Below are 26239 nucleotides of genomic sequence, written 5' to 3' on the forward strand. Positions count from 1 at the left end.
GCGCGCCCGACGCCGAGTCCGAGGCACGGCCGGACTCTCCGGCCCCGCGCACCCCTACCGAAGGATGACGATGTCCAGAGCCAGAGCGCTCCGCGGCCTCTGGGCCGCCCCCGTGGCCCTGCTCGCCCTACTGGCCCAGAGCCTGAGCACAGCCGGGGCCGCGTCCGCCGTACCCACCGAGCGCCAGGCAGCGACCGCCGCCCTGTACGTGTCGCCGGATGCGGCTCCCGGCGGGAACGGCAGCGCGGAGCAGCCGTTCGCGACGATCGACGAGGCGCAGCAGCCCGCGCACCGGCTCTCGGCCGATGCGGACGTCGTGGTCCACCTGGCCGGTGGCACGTACCGGCTGACCAAGCCGCTGACCTTCGGCCCCGGCGACGGCGGGCAGAACGGCCACACCATCACCTACCAGGCGGGCAGCAGCCGGTCATCAGCGGCGCCCAGCGGGTTTCGGGTTGGCAGGTGCATGATCAAAGCAGCAACATCTGGTCGGTCCATGTCGGTGCCGGTGTGAACACGCGCCAGCTGTATGTGAACGGCAAGCAGGCACCGCGGGCGTCGATCCAGGTGCCCCGCTCGAGCTTCACCTTCACGCAGACCGGCTTGACCGTCACCGACTCCTCCCTCGACTACCTGGCCGGCCTCTCGGACCAGAGCCACATGGAAGTCGAGAGCGTCAATTCCTTCACCGACCGTTACGCGCCGGTCCAGTCGATCAGCGGCAGGACCATCACCATGCAGCAGCCCGCGTGGAACAACAACTCCTGGGGCTACGACACCATCAACGCGCCGTTCGCCGGCGGGACGATGTATCTGGAGAACAACTACGCGTTCCTGAAACAGGCCGGTCAGTGGTACCTCGACGCGTCCACCGGCGAGCTCTACTACCGGGCCCAGCCGGGGCAGAACCCGAACAGCCTCGACGTGCAACTGCCCCGGCTGCAGAGCCTGCTCGGCATCAGCGGCAGCTACGGCTCACCGGCGACCGGCCTCGCGTTCACCGGCATCCGGTTCACGGGGACCTCCTGGCTCGGTCCGAGCGGACCCGACGGATACGCGGACCAGCAGAGCGGCGCGCACATCACCGGTTCCTACGCGATGCCCGCCAACTGGCTGAGCACCTGCAAGTCGGGCTGCACGCAGTTCGAGGCCACCCGAAACCACTGGGCGCAGATGCCCGCGGCCGTGCAGGTCTCCGCCGCCACCGGCATCACGTTCTCGGGTGACACGTTCTCCGAACTCGGGCAGGCAGGACTGGGCGTGGGCAACGACGGTGTCGCCACGGCCTCCGGCACCGGACTCGGAGCGAGCGGCGTCACCATCACCGGCAACACGTTCACCGACCTCGCAGGCAGTGGCATCCAGGTCGGCGGCATCCAGCCGGAGGCCCACCACCCCAGTAACCCGCAGATGACGAACCAGAACATCACCATCAGCAACAACAAGGTCAGCGCCGTGGGAACGGACTACAAGGAGACCGCGGGCATCCTGTCCACCTACGTCACGAACGCGACGATCACCCACAACCAGTGCGACCACCTGCCCTACGACGGGATCGACATCGGCTGGGGCTGGGGGATGAACGACCCCGGCGGCAGCCAGGACTACGTCAACCGAGGAACGTACAACTACCAGCCCATTTACAGCACTCCCACGACGCTGAAGAACAACACCGTCTCCCACAACCTGGTCTTCGACACCAAGAACGCGATGTTCGACGGCGGCAGCATCTACAGCCTGTCCGCGGCCCCCGGCTCGGTGATCTCCGACAACTACATGTACGACAACAACCGCACCACCGCGTTGTACCTCGACGAAGGCTCGCGGTACCTGAGGGTGTCCGACAACGTGGTGCAGGACGCGGGCAACTGGGCGCTCACCAACGCCAACGCGAACAACCACACCGACGACAGCACGTTCTCCGGCAACTGGTACAACGGCGGCAACACGTATGTGGCCACCGGCCCTCCGCACAACAACGTCCTCACCGGCAACGTCCTGGTCAGCGGCACCAACTGGCCTCAGGGCGCCAGAGAGGTCATCCAGCAGGCGGGCGTCCAGTCCTCGGGCGGCGGCGGCTTCCCCACGGGCTACCACCAGTTGGTGATCGGCACCAACAGCCTGTGCCTGGACGTGTACGGCAACTCCACCAGCGCGGGCGCCGCGATCGACCAGTGGACCTGCAACGGGCAGAGCAACCAGCAGTTCGAGTTCGTGCCGGTCTCGGGCGGCTACGGGCAACTGCGCGCGCAGCACTCAGGACAGGTCGTGGCGGTGGCGGGCGGCTCCACGAGTGCCGGTACGCCGAACATCGTGCAGCAGGCCGCGGGCGGAGCGTCCAGCACTCTGTGGCTGCCGGTACAGCAGTCCGACGGCTCGTATTCCTTCAAGAACCAGAACAGCGGTCTGTGCTTGCACGTCTACGGCGGCGGCAGCAACCTGGGCCAGCAACTGGACCAGTGGCAGTGCAAGAACGCACCCGGCACCAACCAGAACTTCACCCCCCGCTGACCTGCTCGCGCCTCCAAACCGCCTGCACGGACCGGCGGTTCGTTCACCCCCCACCCACCGTCCCGCACCCAGTGAGGAACGCTGATGAAGAAGTACTGGGCACCTTTGGCCACGGCGCTGGCGGCCACCCTCGCCATGGGCGTCGCCTGGCCTGCCGCGGCCACCGCCGCCGAGGCACCGCTCTCCGCCACGCGGGCCGCCGCGCCCACGCCGCTGCGGCTGATGCCGTTGGGCGACTCGATCACCTGGGGCGTCGGCAGCCCGTCCGGGAACAGCTACCGGAACTTCTTGGGAAACAAGCTGACGGCCGAGGGGCACACCCTGGACTTCGTCGGCTCGGGGCGCAACGGCACCATGTCCGACCCGGACAACGAAGGCCACTCCGGCTGGCGGATCGACCAGATCGCCGGCATCGCGGACTCCGTGCTGGCCCGTTACCGCCCCAACGTGGTCACCCTGGAGATCGGCACGAACGACCTGAACGGCAACTACCAGATCCCGACCGCGGCCGACCGGCTCCACGCGCTCATCGACCAGATCACCAGGGCCGCACCCGATGCGACCGTGCTCGTCGGCACCGTGATCATCTCCACCAGCGGCACCGAGGAGGCCAACAGGCCCGCGTTCAACGCCAAGTTGCCCGGGATCGTCCAGGCCGAGCAGGCTGCCGGCAAGCATGTACGTCTGGTCGACATGAGCGCCCTGACCGCCGCGGACCTGTCCGACGCCCTGCACCCCAACGACAGCGGCTTCGGCAAGATGGCGGACGCCTTCCACACGGGGATCCAGGCCGCGGACGCGGCAGGCTGGATCAAGCCGCCGGATTCCGCGGTCGGGCAGGTGCGCTCCGGGATGGCGGGGAAGTGCCTGGGGGTCAACGGCGGCAACAGCGCCAACGGGACCGCCGCGGAGATCCGGTCCTGCGACGGCTCCGCCGCGCAAACGTGGTCCGCGCGCTCCGACGGCACCCTGCGGGCGCTCGGGAAGTGCCTCGACGCCATCGGCCGCGGTACGGCCAACGGCACCAAGATCGAGATCTGGGACTGCAACGGCGGAACCAACCAGCAATGGCAGACGTACAACGGCGGCTACCGCAACCCGGTCTCCGGCCGTTGCCTCGACGACCCCAACGCGTCCACCACCGACGGTACGCAACTGGTCCTGTGGGACTGCAACGGCGGAACCAACCAGCAGTGGACCGCTCTGCCGGTCTCCTGAGCACGTGACCCCACTCCACCGCGGACACCGTCCCGTGGCCGGTGTTCCGCCCCTCTCGCGCCCCCGCGCAAGGAGGTTGATCCTTCATGCCCTGGCTCAACGACGAGCCTCTGCTCCGCAGAGCCCTGGTCTCGGCCACCGGCCTGTTGGCCGGCACGGCACTGGCCCTGAGCGGACCGGCGAGCCTCACCGCGCACGCGGCTTCCGGCACGCTGGGCGCGGCCGCCGCCGACAGCGGCCGCTATTTCGGTACGGCCGTGGCTGCCGGAAAACTCGGCAACTCGACGTATTCCACGATCCTCGACCGGGAATTCAACATGATCACCCCGGAGAACGAGATGAAGTGGGACACCACCGAACCGTCCCGCGGCAACTTCACCTTCGGCCCGGCCGACCAGATAGTCAGCCATGCCACCGCGCACGGGCAGCGGATGCGCGGCCACACCCTGGTGTGGCACTCACAGTTGCCCGGCTGGGTCAGCTCCATCGGTGACGCCAACACCCTGCGCAGCGTGATGAACCATCACATCACCACCGAGATGAACCACTTCAAGGGCAAGATCTACGCCTGGGACGTGGTCAACGAGGCGTTCGCCGACGGCGGCAGCGGTCAGCACCGCAGTTCGGTCTTCCAGAACGTGCTGGGCAACGGCTTCATCGAGGAGGCCTTCCGCACCGCCCGGGCCGCCGACTCCTCGGCCAAGCTCTGCTACAACGACTACAACATCGAGAACTGGAACGACGCCAAGACGCAGGGCGTCTACAACATGGTCAGGGACTTCAAGGCGCGCGGTGTGCCCATCGACTGCGTCGGCCTCCAGAGCCACTTCGGCTCCGGCGGCCCGCCGTCGAGCTTCCAGACCACCCTGTCCAACTTCGCCGCCCTCGGCGTCGACGTCCAGATCACCGAACTCGACATCGCCCAGGCCTCGGCGACCGCGTACGGGAACACGGTCCGGGCGTGCATGAGCGTCGCCCGCTGCACCGGCATCACGGTGTGGGGGATCAGGGACAGCGACTCGTGGCGGACGGGGGAGAACCCGCTGCTGTTCGACAACAACGGCAACAAGAAGCCTGCCTACGACGCGGCCCTTTCCGCGCTCGGCGGAGGTACGGGGAACCCGGGCGGAGGCATCGTCTCGGGCACGGTGTACTCGCTGACCGACGTGGCCGCGGGCCGGGTGCTGGACGTGCCGGGCGGGCAGACGGCGAACGGCACGCCCGTGCAGGTCTGGGACGCCAATGGCAGTGCTGCGAACCAGCAGTGGCGGGCGAGTCAGAACAGCGACGGCTCCTACACGCTGACGAACATCGCCAGCGGGCGGGTGCTGGACGAGCCCGGCGGGCAGACGGGCAACGGCACCCGGATGGGGATCTGGGACTCCAACGGCGGTGCGAACCAGCACTGGCGGGCCGACCGGAACGGCGACGGTTCCTACACCCTGACCAACGTCGCTTCCGGCCGGGCGCTGGAGATCCCCAGCGGGCAGACCGGCAACGGGGCCCCGGTCCAGATCTGGGACTCCAACGGCGGCGCCAACCAGCACTGGAACCTCAGGTGAGGTGATACCGGAACGAACACCCGCGTCCGGCACGGCGGCCGTCCCCGGACGCGGGTTCCGGCATGCCCTCACAACGGGCCTACCAGTTGCAATACATGGGATGGATCAGAATCCAATTGAAGGCGTGGAGCGTATTGACTCGGTGGGAAGCCTGTGGAATCACTAGCAACATGGGATGTCTGAGTGGTTTCTGTGAGTGCTCTCGGGCGCCCTCGCCACCATGAGGCGTTCGGATCCCGCGGCCATGCCGGTGGCTCGCGGCGGTCCACGAACATCCCGTTCGGCAAGGCACAGCACTCTCTGTCACCTTCCCCCACAGACCCAAGGAACAGAATGCGGCCTACATCCGTTTTTCGCCGAAGCCCCGCGGCTCGCAGACCACGCCTACCGGCGTCCGCCGCCGTAGGTGTGATGGCGCTGCTGGCCATGATGCTGACGACCGCGCAGACGTGGTCGGCGCCGGCACCTGATCCGGCATCGACGCCGGCGCCCTTGGTGAGTTCGGCGTCGGGGCGGTGTCTGGACGTCAAGGGCAATGTCGACACTCCGGGAACGGCGCTGGACATCCGGGACTGTGACAACCAGCCGAACCAGGCGTTCGAGTTCACCTCGGCGGGCGAGCTGAGGACGATGGGCGGCACCCGATGCGTGGACGCCTACGAAAACCGGACCGCGCCGGGAACACCGGTGATCATCTGGTCGTGCAACGGGCAGTCGAACCAGGCGTGGCGACAGAACTCCGACGGGTCCGTCACCGGTGTTCAGTCCGGCCTGTGCCTGGACGTCAACGGGGCGGGCACGGCCAACGGCACCGCGGTCATCCTGTGGACCTGCAACGGTCAGAGCAACCAGAAGTGGACCACGTCGACACCTCCGCCTGTGCCCGGCGGGTCGGGCCCGTGCGACATCTACTCCGCGGGCGGCACTCCGTGCGTCGCCGCGCACAGCACCGTGCGGGCGCTCTACGGGTCGTACAGCGGCAGCCTGTACCAGGTCAGGCGCGCCTCGGACAACGCGACCAGGAACATCGGCGTACAGGAGTCCGGCGGCTTCGCCGACGCGGCGGCGCAGGACACGTTCTGCGGGGGCACCACCTGTGTGATCACGGTCGTCTACGACCAGTCCGGACGCGGCAACGACCTGTGGTACCAGGGATCGGCCCAGGTCCCGGGGTCGAGTCAGAGCAGTCCCGCGAAGGCGACCTCGGAGTCGCTGACCGCCGGGGGCACCAAGGCGTACTCGCTGTACATCAATCCCGGCAACAGCTACTGGCGGGACGGTCATCTGACGGGCGTGCCGACCGGTAGCGCGCCCGAAGGGGCGTACATGGTGACCAGCGGCACCCATGTCAACAGCGGCTGCTGCTTCGACTACGGCAACAGCGAGACGACGCGGAAGGCCGACGCGGCCGGGGCGATGGACGCGATCAACTTCGGCACCCAGTGCTGGTTCGGCGGCTGCTCGGGAAGCGGTCCCTGGGTCCAGGCCGATCTCGAATGGGGCCTGTACTCCGGGGGCAGCCAGTCCTGGAACACCAACCAGCGGGCCTTCCCCGTCAAGTTCGTCACCGCGATGCTGAAGAACAACGGGACATCGAGGTTCGCCCTCAAGGGTGGCAACGCGCAGTCCGGCAGCCTGACCACCCTGTGGGACGGCGGGCTGCCCGGCGGATACAGCCCGATGAAGAAGCAGGGCGCCATTGTCCTCGGCAGCGGCGGTGACTGCTGCAAGCCCGGTGGCGGCGCCAACCTGAGCGCCGGCACCTTCTACGAGGGGGCCATCGTCGCCGGCTACCCCTCCGACGCGACCGACAACGCGGTGCAGGCCAACATCACCGCGGCCGGATACCGCTGAATCCTGTCCCACGGCGTGTTCTGCCGCGACCCGGCCCAGGAGTTGATGACATGCACATGATCAACAGGAGGGTCGGACACCTCCTGCCGTCATTCCCGCGACCGTCCCTGCGCAGGACGTTGGCGTTCGCCTTCTCCATCGCGCTGTTCTGCGTGGGCGTTCCCCTCGTCTGCCTCGGTACGGCGCAGCCCGCCGCCGCGCTGGGCAACGGGCTGGCACTGACCCCGCAGATGGGCTTCAACGACTGGAACGCGTACGGCTGCAGTGTCTCCGAGTCGTTGATCAAGTCCACCGCGCAGGCGATGCACACCAACGGCATGCAGGCAGCGGGCTACTCCTACGTCAACATCGACGACTGTTGGATGACCCACAACCGCGATTCCGGCGGCCGCCTGGTGCCGGACCCGGCCAAGTTCCCCGACGGCATCAGGGGCACCGCCGACTACGTGCACTCCCTGGGGCTGAAGCTGGGGATCTACGAGGACGCGGGCACCGCCACGTGCGCCGGGTATCCGGGCAGCCTGGGGCACGAGAGCACGGACGCCCAGTCGTTCGCGTCGTGGGGCGTGGACTACCTGAAGTACGACAACTGCAACAACAACGGGGTGTCCGCGCAGAGCCGGTACACCGCGATGCGGGACGCCCTGGCGGCCACGGGCCGGCCGATCCTGTACAGCCTGTGCAACTGGGGCCAGGACAACGTGTGGACCTGGGGCGCGGGCGTGGGCAACAGCTGGCGCACCACCGGGGACATCAGCGCCAACTTCGCCAGCATGCTGTCGATCTTCCACAGCAACGTGGGACTGGCCTCCTACGCGGGCCCCGGCCACTGGAACGACCCGGACATGCTGGAGGTCGGCAACGGCTCGATGACGGCCACCGAGAGCCGCAGCGAGTTCAGCCTGTGGGCGGAGATGGCCGCACCGCTGATCGCGGGCACGAACATCCCCTCGGCCGGCGCGGAGACCCTGTCCACGCTGACCAACTCCCGGGTGATCGCGGTCGACCAGGATCCCCTGGGCAAACAGGGCACCATGGTCTCCTCCTCCGGCGGCCGGGACGTGCTGGCCAAGCCTTTGACCAACGGTGACGTGTCGGTGGCACTGTTCAACGAGACGGGCTCGACGGCGACCATCTCCACCACCGCGGCCGCGATCGGTAAGACCGGAGCGTCCTCCTACACCCTGACCGACCTGTGGTCGGGGGCGTCCTCCACCACCACGGGCACGATCAGCGCCTCGGTGCCGGCGCACGGCACGGTGATGTACCGGGTCGCGGGCGGCACCAGCGGCGGCGGCACCAGCGTGACCGGCGCGGTGCACGCGGTGGGTGCGGGCAAGTGCCTGGACGTACCCAACTCGACCAGGACCGCCGGCACACAGGTGGCGATCTGGAGCTGCAACGGCGGCGCCAACCAGACATGGACGCACTCCGCGTCCCACCAGTTCACCGTCTACTCCGGCAGCGACCAGATGTGCCTGGACGCCTACAACAACCAGACCACTCCGGGGACGAACGTGGAGATCTGGTCGTGCAACGGCCAGAGCAATCAGCAGTGGACGCTGAACACCAACGGCACGATCACCGGCGTCCAGTCGGGCCTGTGTCTGGACGTGACCGGCGCCGCCACCGCCAACGGCACCCCCGTTGAACTGTGGACCTGCAACGGCGGATCCAACCAGCAGTGGTCACTGAGTTGACCCCGGGAACGCAGGAGGACCGAATGAGGACGAGAGCGAGACCCGGCCGTCTGGTACTGGCCGTCGGCATCGTCTTGGCGTTCGTGCTGCAACTGTCGGCGACGGCCGAGAGCCGGGCCGTCTCCGGCGAGGCGCTGAGCGTGAACCTGGCGTCGACGCGAGGCCCGTCGACCGGTGTGGGTGAGGGGTTCCTCTACGGTTTCACCCAGGACGGCAGCCAGCCGGCGGACCAGTACATCAAGCCGCTGGGGATCAACGCGTTCCGCGGCGGCGGCTGGTTCTCCGGCGGCTGGATCAGGGACAACTACCAGTACGGATCGGCCACTCGGGCCGACATCGACTCGATCGTCGCGCAGGCGAAACGCCTCACCCGGCCGCCGTACCACGCGCAGTACCAGGTACTGGTCAGCGACATCTACGGCGCCAACGGCGGCCAACCGTCCAACACGAGGTACCCGTGCGACAACGGCGACTGCTCCAACTGGATCGGCTTCATCGACTCCACAGTGGGAGCACTGCAGGCATCGGGGCTGAAGTTCGCCTACGACATCTGGAACGAGCCGGACATCTCCGCCTTCTGGACCCGGGGTGTGAACAGCGCCCAGTACTTCCAGATGTGGGACACCGCCTACCGGGAGATCCGGCGCCTCGCCCCCTCGGCACAGATCGTGGGACCGTCGCTCGCCTTCACCCGGCAGAGCAACCCGGGTGAGTGGCGGACCTGGCTCGCGCACGTGAAGGCGGCCGGGACGGTCCCGGACATGATCACCAACCACGACGAGGGCGACGTCGACGACCCGGTCACCGTCTCCCAGTCCCTCAACAGCGCCCTGACCATGGCGGGCATCGGGCCGCTGCCCCTGTCCGCGAACGAGTACCAGCCCGCCGACCGGCAGACCGCCGGGGTGACGGCCTGGTACCTGGCGCGGTTCGCGCAGTCCGGGTACACCAACGCGATGCGCGGCAACTGGGTCTGCTGCGTCACCCCCAACCTGACGGGAGTCCTCACCCAGAGCGGAGGCACCTGGCAGCCGACGGGCAACTGGTGGGCGCTTCGCGACTATGCCGACATGACCGGCACCCTCGTCGAGACCTCCGGCCAGGTCGGCTCGACCGCGATCTCGGCCTCCGAGGACCCTGCCGAAAGGCGCGCGGTGGCGATCATCGGCGACTCCAACGGCAACTCCGGTACCGCGTCCGTGACCTTCAACGGCCTGTCGTCCGTACCCTGGCTCACCAACGCAGGCAGCGTGCACGTCACCGTCCACCGCATCCCGGACCAGGCACCGCTCGGTGCGCCACTGACCGTCTACGACCAGATCCTGAGCGCCTCGAGCGGCTCGATCACCGTGCCGTTGACGTTCCGGGGCGCGCACGACGCGTTCGCCGTCTATCTCACCCCGGCCACCTCCGGCGGCGAGGCCTTCCCGGTCGGCAACCACCAACTCGTCGTCGCCAACAACAACTTGTGCCTGGACGTGTACGGCAACTCCACCAGCGCGGGCGCCGCGATCGACCAGTGGACCTGCAACGGGCAGAGCAACCAGCAGTTCCAGTTCGTGCCCGCTTCGGGCGGCTACGGCGAACTGCGCGCCCAGAGCTCCGGCCAGGACGTGGCGGTCGCCGGCGGTTCCACGACGGCCGGCACCCCGGACATCGTCCAACAGCCCCCCGGCACAGCGGCCAACGGGCTCTGGCAGCCCGTGCGCCAGTCCGACGGCTCCTACGCGTTCCAGAACAAGAACAGCGGTCTGTGCCTGGACGTCCCCGGCGCCGGCAGCACCGCGGGTCAGCAACTCGACCAGTGGCAGTGCAAGAACGCGCCGGGCACCAACCAGGACTTCGTCGTCCGCTGAACCGTCCGCCGCCCGCACCGGCCGTGGACATCTCCCACCTGCGAAAGGAACCCACCGTGTCAGCACTCGGACGGCTGTTACGGCGCCTGCGTGTCCCGACGGCCGTGCTCGCGGGCCTCGTCCTGGCCGCCGGCGGCGTCGTGGGCACAGCCGCCGCCCCGGCCCGGGCCGCCGCCTCCATCACCCTCAACGGCGCGTCCGGCGGACGGACCTTCGACGGCGTCGGCGCGATCAGCGGGGGAGGCGGCAACAGCAGACTCCTGATCGACTATCCCGAGCCCCAACGCGGCCAGGTCCTCGACTACCTCTTCCGACCCGGCTACGGCGCCTCCCTGCAGATGCTCAAGGCCGAGATCGGCGGGGACACCAACTCCACCTCGGGAGCCGAGCCCAGCCACCAGCACACCCGCTCCGACCTGAACTGTGACCGGGGCTACGAATGGTGGCTGATGGAGCAGGCCAAAGCCCGCAACCCGAACATCAAGCTGTACGGGCTCGCCTGGGGCGCCCCGGGCTGGATCGGCAACGGGAACTTCTGGTCCACCGACATGGTCAACTATCTGGTCTCGTGGCTGGGTTGCGCCAAACAGCACGGCCTGAGCATCGATTACCTCGGCGGGTGGAACGAGCGAGGCTACAACGTCTCCTGGTACCAGCAGCTGCGGGGCGCGCTCAACAGCAACGGCTACGGCAGCGTCAAGATCGTCGCGGCCGACTCGGACTGGTCCGTGGCGAACGACGTCAACTCCAACCCGGCGTTCGCCTCCGCGGTGAGCGCCATCGGCACGCACTATCCCTGCGGCTACCGGTCGTCCCAGTCCACCTGCTCGGTGCCGGCGGCCGCCCTGTCGTCCGGGAAGCCGCTGTGGGCGAGCGAGAACGGCTCGGACGACTACAACGGGGGAGCGCAGGCCATGGCCCGCGGCATCAACCGCGGATACATCGACGGACGGATGACCGCGTACCTCAACTGGCCGGTGGTCGCCGCGCTCACCCCCAACCTGCCGTACCCCACCATGGGTATGGCCCTGGCCTCGCAGCCGTGGTCCGGCTCCTACTCGATCGGCAAGAACACCTGGGTGATGGCGCACACCAGCCAGTTCACCAACCCGGGATGGCACTACCTCGACGCCTCCAGCGGCTACATCGGCGGCAACCGCGCCAACGGAAGCTACGTCTCGCTCAAGTCCTCGAACAACTCCGACTACTCCACGGTCATCGAGACCATGGACGCGGGCAGCGCGCAGACGCTGAACTTCAACGTCACCGGGGGGCTGTCCGCCGGAGCCGTCCACGTCTGGTCCACGGACGTCGGGTCCGCCGACCCGGCCGACCACTTCGTGCACGCCGCGGACATCACCCCGTCCGGCGGCGGTTTCAGCCTGACCGTCCAGCCCGGCCACCTGTACACCCTGACCACCACGACCGGACAGGGCAAGGGCACCGCCGCCGGTCCCGCCCGAAGCGCGCTGAAGCTGCCGTACAGCGACTCCTTCGACGGCTACGCCACCGGCACCGAGGCGAAGTACCTCATGGACTGGCAAGGCGCCTTCGAGGCGGTGGGCTGCGGCGGCGGCCGCAGCGGAAAGTGCGTGCGCCAGATGAGCCCGCAGAAGCCGATCACCTGGGACTCACTGACCGATCCGCACGCCCTGCTCGGTGACGTGAGCTGGGGCAACTACACCGTCTCGTCCGACGTGATGCTCGAACAGCCCGGATACGCCGAGTTGCTCGGCCGTGCGGGCGGGCACGACTACGACCGCACCGGAGGGCAGAACGCCTACCGTCTGCGGGTGAGCGACACCGGTGCCTGGTCGATCCTGAACTCGAACACCAACGGCAGCGTCACCACCCTGGCCCGCGGCACGACCGCGGCGCTCGGCACCAACCGGTGGCACGCCCTGGCCCTCACCTTCTCCGGCACCACGATCACCGCCGTCATCGACGGCGCCACGGTGGGTACCGTGAACGACCGCACCTGGGCCGCCGGGCAGATCGGCTACGGGACCAGCCAGGGCGAGACGGCGCAGTTCGACAACCTGTCCATCACCCCCGGCAGCGGCGGGAACGACGGCGGCACGACCGGCGCGATCGTCGGAGTCGGTTCCGGCCGGTGCGTGGACGTGCCGAACCAGTCGCACACGGCCGGCACCCAGGTGGAGCTGTGGGACTGCAACGGCGGCAGCAACCAGCAGTGGACGAACACCTCTGCCGGTGAGCTGCGCGTCTACGGCAGCTACTGCCTGGACACCGCGGGCCAGGGCACCAGCCCAGGTACCAAGGTGGACATCTGGGACTGCACCGGAGGCAGCAACCAGAAGTGGACGCTCCATGCCGACGGCACCATCACCGGTGACCAGTCCGGCCTGTGCCTGGACGCCACCGGCGTGGGAACGGCCAATGGCACCCTGCTGCAGCTGTGGACCTGCACCGGAGGCAGCAACCAGAAGTGGACGCGCGACTGATCCCGTGACCGGCGGGCGAACTTCCTGAGCCCCGATCCCTCTGAAAGGCCCCACATGACTTCCTCCCCCCTGCCGCTCAGCCGGCGCCGACTGCTGGCGGCGGCCGGCGCGGCGACGGCCCTCGGTCTGCTGCGGTTCGCCCCGGAGGCCGCCGCGACCGACGGTCCCACGAGCTACACCCCGAGCTGGTCCTCCGTGGACCAGCACCCCCCGGCCCCGGCCTGGTTCCAGGACGCCAAGTTCGGCATCTACTACCACTGGGGCGTCTTCAGCGTTCCCGCGTTCGGGAACGAGTGGTATCCGCGCAACATGTACATCGGCGGCTCGGCCGAGAACAACCACCACAAGGCCACCTACGGCGACCCCTCGGTATGGCCGTACCACAACTTCATCGACGGTGCCCGCGACAAGGCCGGCAACTACGTGCAGTTCGCCCCCAAGCTCGTCTCCCAGGGCGGCAGTTGGGATCCGGACGCCTGGGCGCGGCTGTTCAAGGCCGCGGGCGCCAGGTTCGCCGGTCCGGTCGCCGAGCACCACGACGGCTTTTCCATGTGGAACAGCCGCGCCAACCCGTGGAACTCGGTCCAGCACGGTCCCAGGCTCGACCTGGTGGGGCTGCAGGCGCAGGCCATCCGCGGGCAGGGGCTGAAGTTCATGGCCTCGCTGCACCACGCCTACCACTTCACCGGCTTCTACGACAACGTGCCGTCCCAGTCGGACCCGAGGCTGCGCATCCTCTACGGCCAGCAGGGCATGGCCGCGGAGAACAAGCTCTGGTACGACAAGCTGATCGAGGTCATCGACGGCTACCAACCGGACCTGGTCTGGCAGGACTTCAACCTGCACCTGGTGCAGGAGTCCTACCGGCTCCAGTTCCTCGCGCACTACTACAACCAGGCCGTCGCGTGGAACAAGGACGTGGTCGCGACCTACAAGGACGGCCTCAACAACAAGGGCGAGGTCTTCGACTTCGAGCGCGGCGGCCCGGCCGGGCTGCTCACCCCCTACTGGCTGACCGACGACAGCATCTCCTCCTCCAGCTGGTGCTACACGGTGGGCATCGGCTACTACTCGACGCAGGCAATGCTCCACTCGCTGATCGACCGGGTCAGCAAGGGCGGCAGCATGCTGCTCAACATCGCCCCGATGGCCGACGGCACCATCCCCTCCGGCCAGCAGTCCATCCTGCTCGCGATGGGCGACTGGCTCGGCCGCTTCGGGGAGGCGGTCTACTCCACCCGCTCCTGGTCCAGTTACGGCGAGGGCCCCACCAAGATGGGCGGAGGCTCGTTCAGCGGACCGGTGGCCGGCAAACCGCAGGACATCCGGTTCACCCGCAGCCTGGACAACAAGGTCCTCTACGCCACCGCGCTGGGCTGGCAGGGCGGCACCATGCACATCACGACGCTGAACTCGAACCAGATCAACCTCAGCAGCCTGACAGGCGCGCAACTGCTGAACAACACGGCCGGCACCTACATCAACCTGCCCGCCCCGACCCAGGACGCGTCCGGCCTGCACCTCACGATGCCCTCGTCCAACCCGCCGTTCAGCGCCCTGGCGTACACGGTCAAGCTCACCTTCTCCGGCGAGATCCCCGTCCTGGGCGCGCCGGGCGGCTCCACGACCTGGGTCAGGATCGCCAACGTGACCAGCGGACTGGTGCTCGACAGCGGGGGCAACGTCACCTCCGGCGCGAACCTCAAGCAGTGGAACTACGACGGAAGCGCCAACCTGCAGTGGCAGTTGATCGACCTCGGCAACGGCTACTACCGCATCATGAACCGCACCAACGGCATGGCCGCCGACAGTTACGGCAACGCCGCCAACGGCGCTCCCGCCCGCCAGCAGGCATGGAACGGCGGCAACAACCAGCAGTGGTCACTCAACAACCTCGGCGACAACCGCTACCAGATCGTCAACCGGGGCACCGGCACCGCCCTCGACGGCAGCGGCAGCACCACGGCCGGCTCCACCACGGTGCTGTGGACCCCGAACTCCAGCACCAACAACGCGTGGACCATCACCGCCGTGTGAACCGGCGCTCCCCGCAGAACAGAAGAACTCGACGACGGAAGAAGGAGAGCATGGAACGTAAACCGCTCTTAATGTCCATCGCGGCCGCACTGCTTCTCATCCTGACCACCGCGGGCACCTCGTTCAGCAGCGCCCTCGGCGCACCCGCGCCGGCCACGAAGTCCGCCGCCGCGGCGAGCGCCGGATGCGGCAAGGCCCCGACGCTGACCAGCGGCAACCACACGATTCAGAGCGGCGGCCAGAACCGCAGTTACATTCTGCGGGTCCCCGCCGGCTACGACAGCAACCGCCCCTACCGGCTGATCTTCGGTTTCCACTGGCGGGGCGGCACGGCGGGTGACGTCGACTCGGGCGGAACGGACGGATACAACTGGTCTTACTACGGCCTCAGGCGCCTGGCGGACAACGCGAACAACAGCACGATCTTCGTCGCCCCCCAGGGCAACGGCAACGGCTGGGCCAACCCCGGCGGCCAGGACGTGGCCTTCGTCGACGCCATGGTCAACCAGATCGAATCAGGCCTGTGTGTCGACACCGCCCAACTGTTCTCCGCCGGCTTCAGCTACGGCGGCGCGATGTCGTACGCCCTCGCCTGCTCCCGGGCAACGGTCTTCCGGGCGGTCGCGGTCTACTCCGGCGCGAACCTCAGTGGGTGCAACGGCGGCAACCAGCCCATCGCCTACATGGGATTGCACGGCCTCAGGGACAACGTGCTGCCCATCCAGTCGGGACGAGACCTGCGCGACACCTTCGTCCGGACGAACGGCTGCACCCCGCAGAACCCGCCCGAGCCGGCCTACGGAAGCCTGACGCACATCATCACGACCTACTCCGGATGCAGGTCCGGATACCCCGTCACCTGGGCCGCGTTCGACGGAGCGGGTCACGACCCCGGTCCCATCGACGGTTCCACCGGTGACGGCTGGCGCACCTGGACGTCGGCAGCGGTGTGGCAGTTCTTCACCCAGTTCGGCTCGAACCAGCCACCGCAACAACCCTCCGGCAACCAGGAGATCGTCGGCCAGCAGTCCGGGCGCTGCGTCGACATCAACAACTCCACCACGGCCAACGGCACACAGGCCCAACTGTGGGACTGCAACGGCGGCTCCAACCAGCGGTGGACCCCCACCACCGGAAAGCAGCTGGTTGTCTACGGCAACAAGTGCCTGGGCGTCGGCCAGGCAGCGGGCAACGGAACCCCTGCGGCGATCTGGGACTGCAACGGGCAGGCAGACCAGCAGTGGAACATCAATCCCGACGGCACGATCACAGCGGCGCAGTCGGGGCTCTGCCTGGATGCCAGCGGCCAGGGGACCGGCAACGGGACGAAAATCCAGCTGTGGAGTTGCTCGGGCGGTGCGAACCAGCACTGGCGCCTGGAGACCTGAGAAACCGTCCCAAGGTACGTGCATGAAGCCAGGGCCTCTCGGCCGCGATGCGGGGAGGCCCTGGCGTCATGACCACCACCGCCGAGGGCCTGTCTCTGAGAAGAAGCCCTGCTGTGACTTCTCCCACCTGCTCTTGCCGCGACGAGAAGCGCTTGCCTACGTTCGGTCCCATGTCCTCCCATGGCCGCCCCCTTCCAGGCGAACCACACGAACCCGCCGCGACGGTCGACCTGGACGTCGACCTGAGCTCACATGAACTGCTCCGGCGCGCTCATGTCCTGGACGCTCTCGGCCCCGACTGGGACCCCGTCGCCGCGCTGCGCGGCGAGGAAGCGGCGTACGAGCTGCTGTATTCCGGCCTAAGCGCGGAGCAACAGCGCGTGTACGACGAGCTGGTCTCGGCCGGTGTGCTGCCGCGGAGAGGCGGCAACGATGCTGCCGCTTGACCCGCAGGCGGACATCGGGCGTCGCGCCTGGGTGGCCTGCCCGAACTGCGACGACCGTCGCGGGTGCGCCACCTGCGAGCAGGGGCGCACCTGTTCCGAGCACTGGCGCTACCTGTTGTCCCACGTCGGCAGCCTGCTCCACCTGCAATGCCGGTCGTGCACCCACATCTGGGCACACGAGACCCACTTCGGTGCAACCCGCTCCCGGTGGGAGCGCATAACCAGCGGCCTGCGACGAACGTGATCACCGGTGGCGCCGTCGGCCGTGGCCAGTGAGGCCGGACGGCGGATCGGCGCCCGCTTTCGGATGATCTCACCGCCTGTCGTCGGGGACGGCAGGTCGCCTTGCCCGAGGATCGCGTTCGGCGGCCATCCCTGCCTGCCGTTCGTCCGTTCCGGAGGCAGCCGTGCACATCCTGCTCCTAGCAAGTGCGTTCAACAGCCTCACCCAGCGTGTCCACGCCGAGCTGCGCGACCGTGGCCACACCGTGGCGGTGGAACTAGCTCTGCCCGGCAGCCCGTTGCCCGAAGCCGTGCGGCGGCACGCACCGCACCTCGTCGTGGCGCCGATGCTGAAAACGGCGATTCCCGAAGAGGTATGGGCAGCGCACACCTGCCTCGTCGTCCATCCCGGGCCCGTGGGCGACCGCGGACCCTCCTCCCTGGACTGGGCGATTCACGAGGGCGTCGACCAGTGGGGCGTCACCGTCCTGCAGGCCGACGGGGAGATGGACGCCGGTGACGTGTGGGCCTGTGTACCGTGCCGGGTCCCTCCGGTTCCCAAGAGCGAGCTGTACCGGGGCGAGATCGCCGACGCCGCCCTCGAGGCCGTCATGCTCGCGGTGGAGCGCTTCGCCGAGGGAACTCACGTGCCACGCAAGCAGGACGAGGCACCCACTGCCGACGCCCGTCTGCGCCCCCGCCCCTACCTCGACCAGAGCGTCCGGCGAATCGACTGGGCCGAGGACTCCACACACGACGTCCTGCGCAAGCTGAGAGCGGCGGACTCGCAGCCCGGTGTGCTGGACGTCCTGCTCGGCCGTGAGTGGTACCTGCACGGCGGTCATCCCGAGAGCGTGTTGCGCGGCCGCCCGGGCGAGCTGCTGGCCACCAGGGCCGGCGCGGTGTGCCGGGCCACCAAGGACGGCGCCGTGTGGATCCCCGAGCTGCGGCCACGGCGCGTGCCCGGTCAGCCGCCCACATACAAACTGCCTGCCGTGCGGGCACTGGGCGACCGGCTGCCGCCCCTGCCCGAACAGGCCCTGCCCCGGCTGCCCGAGGTGCGGCACCCTACCTGGACGGACATCCGCTACCGGGAGGACGGGAACGTCGGGTTCCTCTCGTTCTCCTTCCCCGGCGGCGCCATGAGCACGGAGCAGTGCCGACGCCTGCTGGACGCCTACCGGGAGGCGTGCGAGCGGCCCACGTCCGTACTGGTGCTGGGCGGCGAACGGGACTTCTTCTCCAACGGGATCCACCTGGGCGTCATCGAGGCCGCGGACGACCCCGCTGCCGAGTCCTGGGCGAACATCAACGCCATCGACGATCTGGTCGAGGCGGTCCTGACGACGACGGACCGGCTGGTGGTCGCGGCGGTCGCGGGCAACGCCGCGGCGGGCGGGGTGATGCTCGCCCTGGCGGCCGACGAGGTGTGGTGCCGCTCGGGCGCCGTACTGAACCCTCACTACCGCCTGATGGGCCTGTACGGCTCGGAGTACTGGACGCACACCCTGCCGCGCAGGGTGGGTCCCGCGATGGCGGAACGGCTCATGCGTGAGGCTCTCCCGGTGAGCTCGGCCGGCGCCCTGCGCCTCGGCCTCGTCGACCGGGTGGTCGACTGCGGTCCTGACGAGTTCGCGCGGGAGGTCGGCGGCCTGGCTGCCCGACTGGCGTCACTGCCGGCGACGGCGTCACGGATCACCGCGAAGAAGACGGAGCTGGACCGGCTGGAGAGCGTGACCCCGCTGGCCGGCTTCCGTGAGCAGGAGCTGGCCCGGATGCGCCGGACCTTCGACGACCCGGACGCCCCTTACCACTCGCTGCGTCGTTCCTTCGTCCACAAGGAGCGGCCGTCGTGCACCCCGCCGCACCTCGGTCCCGCCCAGGTTGCGCAAACCGGTCCGACTCCCTCCGCGGCGGATGTCACCGGAACAGCCGTCCATGGCGTCTCATCACGGCCGAACGGCTGATACGAAGAAGAAGCGATGGCCGAAATCTGGGCCTTCATCCCTTACCTCCCCAGGAGGCGGTCCCATGACTGAGGCGACGCCGGACACGGTCGGCGCTGCGGACGCAAGCGGCGCGCCCGCCGACGAGACACCCACGATCCACATTCTCTGGATCAACGCCGGCCTGAGTTGCGACGGTGACTCGGTCGCGTTGACCGCGGCCATGCAGCCCAGCATCGAGGAGATCGTGCTCGGTGTGCTGCCGGGCCTTCCGAAGATCGCCGTCCACTGGCCGCTCATCGACTTCGAGTGCGGTCCGGTCGGCGGCTCGGACACGTTCATCGAGTGGTTCTTCAAGGGGGAGCGGGGCGAGATCGACCCGTTCGTCCTGGTCGTCGAGGGCTCCATCCCCAACGAGGCGATCAAGCCCGAGGGCTATTGGTGCGGCTTCGGCGACAACCCGGAGACCGGCCAGCCGATCACCACCAGCGAGTGGATCGACCGGCTCGCCCCGAAGGCTCTGGCGGTCGTCGCCATCGGCACCTGCGCCACCTACGGCGGCATCCACGCCATGGCGGGCAACCCGACCGGCGCGATGGGCGTGCCGGACTACCTCGGCTGGGACTGGAAGTCCCACGCGGGCATCCCCATCGTGTGCGTCCCCGGCTGTCCGATCCAGCCCGACAACTTCTCCGAGACGCTCACCTACCTGCTCTACCAGGCGACCGGCGCGGCCCCGATGATCCCGCTGGACGACAAGCTGCGCCCGACCTGGCTGTTCGGGGCCACCGTGCACGAGGGCTGCGACCGCGCGGGCTACTACGAACAGGGCCAGTTCGCCCTGTCGTACGACTCGCCGACGTGCCTGGTCAAGCTCGGCTGCTGGGGCCCGGTCGTCAAGTGCAACGTGCCCAAGCGCGGCTGGATGAACGGGATCGGCGGCTGCCCCAACGTCGGCGGCATCTGCATCGCCTGCACCATGCCCGGCTTCCCCGACAAGTTCATGCCGTTCATGGACGAGCCCCCCGGCGCCAAGGTGTCGAGCAACGCCAGCGGAGCGTACGGCGCCGTGGTCCGCAAGCTGCGGTCGATCACGGCCAGGACGGTGGACAAGGAGCCCAAGTGGCGCCGTACCGGAGACAGGATCACCACCGGATACCGACCCCCGTGGTGAGCATTCGCGGCAGATGATCCGCTCCCCGTTCTCGTGCATGCACCCCCCACACGAACCTCCCGCGCAACGAAGGGCACGGCACACAGATGGCACCGACGACGAAGGCGGCCGGCGACGGCAGCGGCCTGGTGGAGATGGCCTGGGACCCGATCACCAGGATCGTGGGCAGCCTGGGCATCCACACGAAGATCGACTTCAAGCAGAAGCGAGTCGCCGAGTGCTACAGCACCTCGTCGGTCTTCCGCGGCTACAGCGTCTTCATGCGCGGCAAGGACCCCCGCGACGCCCACTTCATCACCAGCCGCATCTGCGGCATCTGCGGCGACAACCACGCCACCTGCTCGGTGTACGCGCAGAACATGGCGTACGGCGTGAAGCCCCCGCATCTGGGCGAGTGGATCATCAACCTCGGCGAGTCCGCGGAGTACATGTTCGACCACAACATCTTCCAGGAGAACCTGGTCGGGGTCGACTACTGCGAGAAGATGGTCAAGGAGACCAACCCCGGCGTCCTCGAACTCGCCGAGCGCACCGAGGCCCCGCACGCAGCCGAGCACGGCTACCGCACGATCGCCGACATCATGCGCTCGCTCAACCCCCTGGAGGGCGAGTTCTACCGCGAGGCCCTCCAGGTCAGCCGGTACACGCGCGAGATGTTCTGCCTGATGGAGGGCCGCCATGTGCACCCCTCCACGCTCTACCCGGGCGGCGTCGGAACCATCGCCTCCGTGCAGCTCTTCACGGACTACCTCAGCCGTCTGATGCGCTACGTGGAGTTCATGAAGCGCGTCGTGCCCCTCCACGACGACCTGTTCGACTTCTTCTACGAGGCGCTGCCCGGGTACGAGGAAGTGGGCCGCCGACGTGTCCTGCTCGGCTGCTGGGGCGCGCTCAACGACCCCGAGTACTGCGACTTCACCTACGCCAACATGACGGACTGGGGCCGGCGCATGTTCGTCACCCCCGGCATCATCGTCGACGGCAAGCTCGTCACCAACGACCTCACCGAGATCAACCTCGGCATCCGCATCCTGCTGGGCAGCTCGTACTACGAGGACTGGGAGGGCCAGGAGCAGTTCGTCACCCATGACCCGCTCGGCAACCCGGTGGACCCGCGCCACCCGTGGAACCAGCACACCATCCCCACCCCGCAGAAGCGGAACTTCGACGACAAGTACAGCTGGGTCATGTCCCCGCGCTGGTTCGACGGCAAGGACCACCTCGCCCTGGACACCGGTGGGGGCCCCATCGCCCGCCTGTGGTCGACCGCCCTGTCCGGTCTCGTCGACATCGGTTACGTCAAGGCCACCGGCCAGAGCGTGGTCATCAACCTGCCCCGCACTATGACCAAGCCGGAGACCACCTTCGAGTGGAAGATCCCGAAGTGGTCCAACGCGCTGGAGCGCAACCGTGCCCGCACGTACTTCCAGGCGTACGCCGCCGCCGTCGCCCTGCACTTCGCGGAGAAGGGACTGGCGGAGGTCCGCGCCGGACGCACCCAGACCTGGGAGAAGTTCGAGGTTCCGGACGAGAGCATCGGGGTCGGCTTCACCGAGGCGGTCCGCGGTGTCCTCTCCCACCACATGGTGATCCGGGACGGCAAGATCGCCAACTACCACCCGTACCCGCCGACCCCCTGGAACGCCAGCGTCCGGGACACCTACGGCACGCCCGGCCCGTACGAGGACGCCGTGCAGAACACGCCCATCTTCGAGGAGAACACCCCGGAGAACTTCAAGGGCATCGACATCATGCGCACTGTCCGCAGCTTCGACCCCTGTCTGCCCTGTGGCGTCCACATGTACGTCGGGGGCGGCAAGACGGTGAAGTCGATGCACGTGCCCACCGGCCTGAGCGGACTGGGCGGATGAGCGCGGTCAGCTCCGCGGAGCAGACCGGGCGCCGGGTCGAGGAAATCCTCGACAGGCTGGCCGAGAGCGGCGACCCGGCCGCCGCCGCGGCGGCGGAGGAACTCGTCCGCTCTCTCATGGACTTCTACGGTGCCGGCCTCGCCCGCATCCTCCACCTGCTGTCCGGCGCGCCCGGCGAAGCAGCGGCACGCCTCCTGGGCGACGACCTGGTCGCGAGCCTGCTGGTCCTGCACGACCTGCACCCCGAGGACCGCGACACCCGCATCGCCCGCGCCCTCGACGGGGTCCGGGAACACACCCTGGAGGTGGTGGGCTTCGACGACGAGAGCGGCACCCTGACGGTGCGGGCCCGGGAGGCCGGCGGCTGCGGTTGCGGCTCCGGCACGGGTGTCCGGGAGGCCGCGGAGGCAGCGCTCGCCTCCTTCGCACCGGAGGTCAGGGCGGTCGACGTACAGACCGCCCCCGCGGGGCCGACGCTCCTCCAGATCGGCACGGCACCGGCGGGGGCCCGATGACGGCGTCCCCGGCGACGCGTACGCCCGGCCTGCGGAGGTTCCTCACCGAGAGGCTCCCGCAGCCCGAACGGTGTGAGCTGTGCGCCGTGGCGGTGGAGGCGGGCCACCGTCATCTCGTCGACACCGAGAAACGCGCCCTCGTCTGCGCCTGCGCCCCGTGCGCGCTGCTGATGGAGCAGCCGGGCGCCGCCGCGGGCCGCTTCCGTACGGTCCCGGCCCGCTACCTCACCGACCCCGGACACCGCCTCGACGAGAGCGCGTGGGAGGCGTTGCAGATCCCGGTCGGCGTCGCCTTCCTGTTCCGCAACGCGGCGCTCGACCGGCTCGTCGCCCTCTACCCGAGCCCGGCCGGAGCCACCGAGAGCGAACTCGAACCGGCCACGTGGACGGACGTCCTCGGTGGCAGCCGCCTCGCCGAACTGCTCGAACCCGACGTGGAGGCGCTGCTGCTGCGCCGCACCGCCGGCCGCTTCGAGTGCCACCTCGTACCCATCGACATCTGCTACGAACTGGTCGGCCGTATGCGCCTGTTGTGGCAGGGCTTCGACGGCGGAGCCGAGGCCCGCGCCGCGCTGGACGCGTTCTTCGCGGACGTCGCGCGACGGGTCCGGCCACTGGGCGAGGTGGGTCACCCGTGACCGAGTTCTCCTTCGCCTGCACCGGCGTCCGCGCCGACAGGTACGCCGCCGGACCGACCCTCGTCTTCCGGCTGCGCGTCACCGCCGGCGACAACGCGCGCGTGCACGCCCTCGCGTTGCGCTGCCAGATCCGCATCGAACCCGCCCGCCGCGGTTACGAGCCCGCCGAGGCCGACGGCCTCGCGGACCTCTTCGGCGAGCGCTCACGCTGGGGCAGCACGCTCCAGCCGGTGCAGTTCGCCCAGGTCTCGGTCATGGTCCCGAGCTTCACCGGCGAGATCGAGACCGACCTCGTCGTGCCCTGCACCTACGACATGGACATCGCCGCGACCCGCTACCTCACCGCCCTCACCGACGGCGAGGTGCCCCTGCTGATGCTCTTCTCCGGTACGGCGTTCACCGGAGATGGCGGTTTCCAGGTGGAGCCCGTCCCCTGGGACCGCGAGACGGCCTTCCGGATGCCCGTCACCGCCTGGCGGGAGATGGTCGAGCAGCACTTCCCCGGCTGCGGCTGGATCCGGCTGCCCCGCGACACCATGGACGCCCTCCTCGCCTACCGCTCCCGGCACGCCCTGCCCTCCTGGGAGGCGACCGTCGCGGCGCTGCTGGAGGGTGCCGACCCGCCCGCGCACGACCCGCTGCGCGCCCTCACCGCCACCACCGGAAGGACCGATCCGTGACCGTGACCGCGTTCGCCCCCGAGACCGAGGAGCGCTTCGCTCTCGCCCGGCAGGTGGCCGACGCCGTCCTCTTCGAGGGCTATGTGCTCTACCCGTACCGCGCCTCGGCGGCCAAGAACCGGCTGCGCTGGCAGTTCGGCGTGCTCGTGCCGCCCGCCTGGGGCGCCGAGCGCGAGGAGCACGACTTCCAGCACACCGAATGCCTGATGGAACCGAAGGCCGGGGCGACCCTCTCGGTCGAGGTGCGCTTCCTGCACGCCCGACGGCGCACGGTACAGCGGGCCCGTCCGGACGGCGGCTTCGACACGGTGCCCGAACTCCGCCTCGACGACCGGGTGTTGGTGCCCTGGGACGAGGGAAGCGAGGAGCGCGTCGAGGTGGTCGCGTCGGTGGACGAGCTCCTCGGCGACGGCGTCATGTATCCCTTCCGGCTCCCCGCCCGCGAGGACACCGAGCCGGTCGTGGACGAGGCCGGCCGTGCCGTCGGCCGACTGGTCCGGCGCTGTGAGGAGATCAGCGGGGCGGTACGGCTCTGCGTCCGCGAACTCGACGGCCCCTACCGGACCATGCGGCTGACCGCCGTCGTCGAGAACACCAGCGACTGGTCACCGCCCGAGGGCCGCGGCGCGGACCGGGAGGCGGCGCTGCCGCACTCCCTGGTGGCCACCCACCTCCTCATGGCCCTCAGCGCCGGATCATTCCTGTCGATGACCGATCCGCCCGAGTGGGCGAAGGGCGCGGTCGCCGCCTGCCGCAACCTGCACACCTGGCCCGTACTCGCGGGCGAACCCGGCCGTGCCGACCTCGTGCTGTCCTCGCCGATCATCCTGCAGGACCATCCGGCCATCGCGCCGGAGAGTCCCGGCGCGCTCTACGACGCCACCGAGATCGACGAGATCCTCGCGCTGCGCACCGCGGCCCTCACCGACGAGGAGAAGCGCGAGGCCCGGGGCACGGACGAGCGGGCGGCCGCCGTGATCGAGCTGGCGGACTCGATGCCGCCCGAGGTTCTGGAGCGTCTGCACGGGGCGGTGCGCAGCCTGCGTGAGGTGACCGGTCCCGGCCCCGCCGCCCCGGACGGCGGCTTCCCCGACGAATACGGGGTGATGCGGCCGGACACCCCCTGGTGGGACCCCGCGAGCGAGGAGGGCTTCGACCCGGAGCAGGACCGGGTGGTCGTGGACGGCCGTTCGGTGGGCAAGGGCAGCCGCGTCGAGCTGCACCCGGGCCTGCGGCGCACCGACGCACAGGACATCTTCCTGCGGGGCCGCACCGCGAAGGTCGAGGCGGTGCTGCACGACGTGGACGGCGGGGTGCACCTGGCGGTCACCGTGGAGGGCGACCCGGGCGCCGACGTCCGCCGCGAGCAGGGACGGTTCCTGTACTTCCAGCCCGACGAGGTCACACCGCTGGAGGACGACGTATGAACCCCTCCTCGCAGTCAGGCCCCAGGACCCTCGTCGCCGGCATCGGCAACATCTTCCTCGGGGACGACGGCTTCGGCGTGGAGACCGCCCGCCGGCTCGCCGAGCGCGACCTGCCCGGACACATCGAGGTCGTGGACATCGGGGTGCGCGGGGTGCACCTCGCCTACCAGCTGCTGGACGGCTACGACACCCTCGTCCTCGTGGACGCCACGGCACGCGGCGAAGCCCCCGGCACGCTGTACGTGATCGAGCACGACGTCGGCGGAGGGAGCCCTTCACCTCCCGCCCCCGCGCTGGACGGCCACCGGATGACTCCCGACACGGTCCTGGCACTGCTGGGCACCCTGTGCGCCGGGACCGGCGGTGAGTCACCACGCCGCGTCCTGGTCGTGGGATGCGAACCGGCCTCGGTGGACGAGGGCATCGGTCTCAGCCCGCCGGTGTCCGACGCCGTACCGGAGGCCGTCCGACTGATTGAAAGGCTGCTGAGGCAAGGGGAGCCGGGAGAGTCCGCGCCGCGGGCCACGGCCGGTGGGATCTCGACATGAGGAGAGACGGGATGAAGAAGATCGTCATCGGCGGAGCGGCCGTCGCCGCCCTGGTCGCTGTCGTCGCCGAGGTGCTTCCCGACCTCCGGCGCTACCTGCGGATCCGACGGATGTGAAACGGGAGTCATGGGTGCTCCGTGAGGTTGCGTCGAACGGTGTATCTGCCGGCTGGTGACGGCGT

The 26239-nt window shown here is 69.1% G+C and carries 20 protein-coding genes and 1 pseudogene; all 21 read left to right on the forward strand.

Going from position 1 to position 26239, the window contains the following annotated elements; all coding sequences use genetic code 11:
• The first annotated feature begins 70 nt into the window (after positions 1-70).
• The 21 genes and pseudogenes from QF027_RS45810 (at position 71) to QF027_RS49875 (ending at position 26174) form a co-directional block, all read left to right on the forward strand.
• Positions 71-514 (forward strand): hypothetical protein, encoded by a 444-nt coding sequence (locus QF027_RS45810; protein ID WP_307081461.1) that lies wholly within the window; start codon positions 71-73, stop codon positions 512-514.
• Positions 511-2511 (forward strand): RICIN domain-containing protein, encoded by a 2001-nt coding sequence (locus QF027_RS45815; RefSeq protein ID WP_307081462.1) that lies wholly within the window; start codon positions 511-513, stop codon positions 2509-2511. Before QF027_RS45810 ends, QF027_RS45815 begins: the two co-directional genes overlap by 4 nt.
• 84 nt (positions 2512-2595) lie before the next feature.
• Positions 2596-3729 (forward strand): SGNH/GDSL hydrolase family protein, encoded by a 1134-nt coding sequence (locus QF027_RS45820; protein WP_307081464.1) that lies wholly within the window; start codon positions 2596-2598, stop codon positions 3727-3729.
• A gap of 86 nt (positions 3730-3815) precedes the next feature.
• Positions 3816-5288 (forward strand): annotated as a pseudogene (locus QF027_RS45825) (endo-1,4-beta-xylanase); the annotation flags it as partial.
• 414 nt (positions 5289-5702) lie between these two features.
• Complete coding sequence (locus QF027_RS45830; protein ID WP_307081466.1) at positions 5703-7145, forward strand: arabinofuranosidase catalytic domain-containing protein; 1443 nt, start codon at positions 5703-5705, stop codon at positions 7143-7145.
• Positions 7146-7201: 56 nt separating this feature from the next.
• Positions 7202-8845, forward strand: coding sequence for a glycoside hydrolase family 27 protein (locus tag QF027_RS45835; protein ID WP_307082726.1), 1644 nt, complete (start codon positions 7202-7204; stop codon positions 8843-8845).
• A 23-nt stretch (positions 8846-8868) separates the two neighbouring features.
• On the forward strand, positions 8869-10701 hold the full coding sequence (locus tag QF027_RS45840; RefSeq protein ID WP_307081468.1) for an RICIN domain-containing protein: 1833 nt from the start codon (positions 8869-8871) through the stop codon (positions 10699-10701).
• A gap of 56 nt (positions 10702-10757) precedes the next feature.
• On the forward strand, positions 10758-13166 hold the full coding sequence (locus tag QF027_RS45845) for a ricin-type beta-trefoil lectin domain protein (protein ID WP_307081470.1): 2409 nt from the start codon (positions 10758-10760) through the stop codon (positions 13164-13166).
• A 54-nt stretch (positions 13167-13220) separates the two neighbouring features.
• On the forward strand, positions 13221-15203 hold the full coding sequence (locus tag QF027_RS45850; protein ID WP_307081472.1) for an alpha-L-fucosidase: 1983 nt from the start codon (positions 13221-13223) through the stop codon (positions 15201-15203).
• A gap of 71 nt (positions 15204-15274) precedes the next feature.
• Positions 15275-16591, forward strand: a complete 1317-nt coding sequence (locus tag QF027_RS45855) for a ricin-type beta-trefoil lectin domain protein (protein WP_307081474.1) — start codon at positions 15275-15277, stop codon at positions 16589-16591.
• 170 nt (positions 16592-16761) lie between these two features.
• Positions 16762-17037, forward strand: a complete 276-nt coding sequence (locus QF027_RS45860) for a DUF6400 family protein (protein ID WP_306972921.1) — start codon at positions 16762-16764, stop codon at positions 17035-17037.
• Positions 17024-17281 (forward strand): hypothetical protein, encoded by a 258-nt coding sequence (locus tag QF027_RS45865; RefSeq protein WP_306972920.1) that lies wholly within the window; start codon positions 17024-17026, stop codon positions 17279-17281. The genes QF027_RS45860 and QF027_RS45865 overlap by 14 nt, the downstream gene beginning before the upstream one ends.
• Before the next feature lie 163 nt (positions 17282-17444).
• The gene (locus tag QF027_RS45870; protein ID WP_307081476.1) at positions 17445-19226 is read left to right on the forward strand and encodes an enoyl-CoA hydratase-related protein; all 1782 of its coding nucleotides are present in this window, start codon (positions 17445-17447) and stop codon (positions 19224-19226) included.
• 64 nt (positions 19227-19290) lie between these two features.
• Positions 19291-20379: a hydrogenase expression protein HypE gene (locus tag QF027_RS45875; protein WP_306972918.1), complete on the forward strand. Its 1089-nt coding sequence runs from the start codon at positions 19291-19293 to the stop codon at positions 20377-20379.
• Positions 20380-20465: 86 nt separating this feature from the next.
• Complete coding sequence (locus tag QF027_RS45880) at positions 20466-22250, forward strand: nickel-dependent hydrogenase large subunit (RefSeq protein WP_306972917.1); 1785 nt, start codon at positions 20466-20468, stop codon at positions 22248-22250.
• Positions 22247-22765 carry a hypothetical protein gene (locus tag QF027_RS45885; RefSeq protein ID WP_307081478.1) on the forward strand — a complete coding sequence of 173 codons (519 nt, stop codon included), beginning with the start codon at positions 22247-22249 and terminating at the stop codon, positions 22763-22765. The genes QF027_RS45880 and QF027_RS45885 overlap by 4 nt, the downstream gene beginning before the upstream one ends.
• A complete protein-coding gene (locus tag QF027_RS45890) occupies positions 22762-23403 on the forward strand; it encodes a DUF5947 family protein (protein WP_307081479.1) in 642 nt (213 codons plus the stop codon). Before QF027_RS45885 ends, QF027_RS45890 begins: the two co-directional genes overlap by 4 nt.
• Positions 23400-24083 carry a DUF6084 family protein gene (locus tag QF027_RS45895; protein WP_306972914.1) on the forward strand — a complete coding sequence of 228 codons (684 nt, stop codon included), beginning with the start codon at positions 23400-23402 and terminating at the stop codon, positions 24081-24083. The genes QF027_RS45890 and QF027_RS45895 overlap by 4 nt, the downstream gene beginning before the upstream one ends.
• A complete protein-coding gene (locus QF027_RS45900) occupies positions 24080-25510 on the forward strand; it encodes a hypothetical protein (protein ID WP_307081481.1) in 1431 nt (476 codons plus the stop codon). The genes QF027_RS45895 and QF027_RS45900 overlap by 4 nt, the downstream gene beginning before the upstream one ends.
• On the forward strand, positions 25507-26058 hold the full coding sequence (locus QF027_RS45905; protein WP_307081483.1) for a hydrogenase maturation protease: 552 nt from the start codon (positions 25507-25509) through the stop codon (positions 26056-26058). Before QF027_RS45900 ends, QF027_RS45905 begins: the two co-directional genes overlap by 4 nt.
• An 11-nt stretch (positions 26059-26069) precedes the next feature.
• Entirely contained in the window at positions 26070-26174 is a 105-nt protein-coding gene (locus tag QF027_RS49875) for a DUF6893 family small protein (protein ID WP_373430917.1), read from the forward strand.
• Positions 26175-26239 lie beyond the last annotated feature (65 nt).

The sequence above is a fragment of the Streptomyces canus genome (assembly GCF_030816965.1).
In the GTDB taxonomy this organism is placed as follows: Bacteria; Actinomycetota; Actinomycetes; order Streptomycetales; family Streptomycetaceae; genus Streptomyces; species Streptomyces canus_E.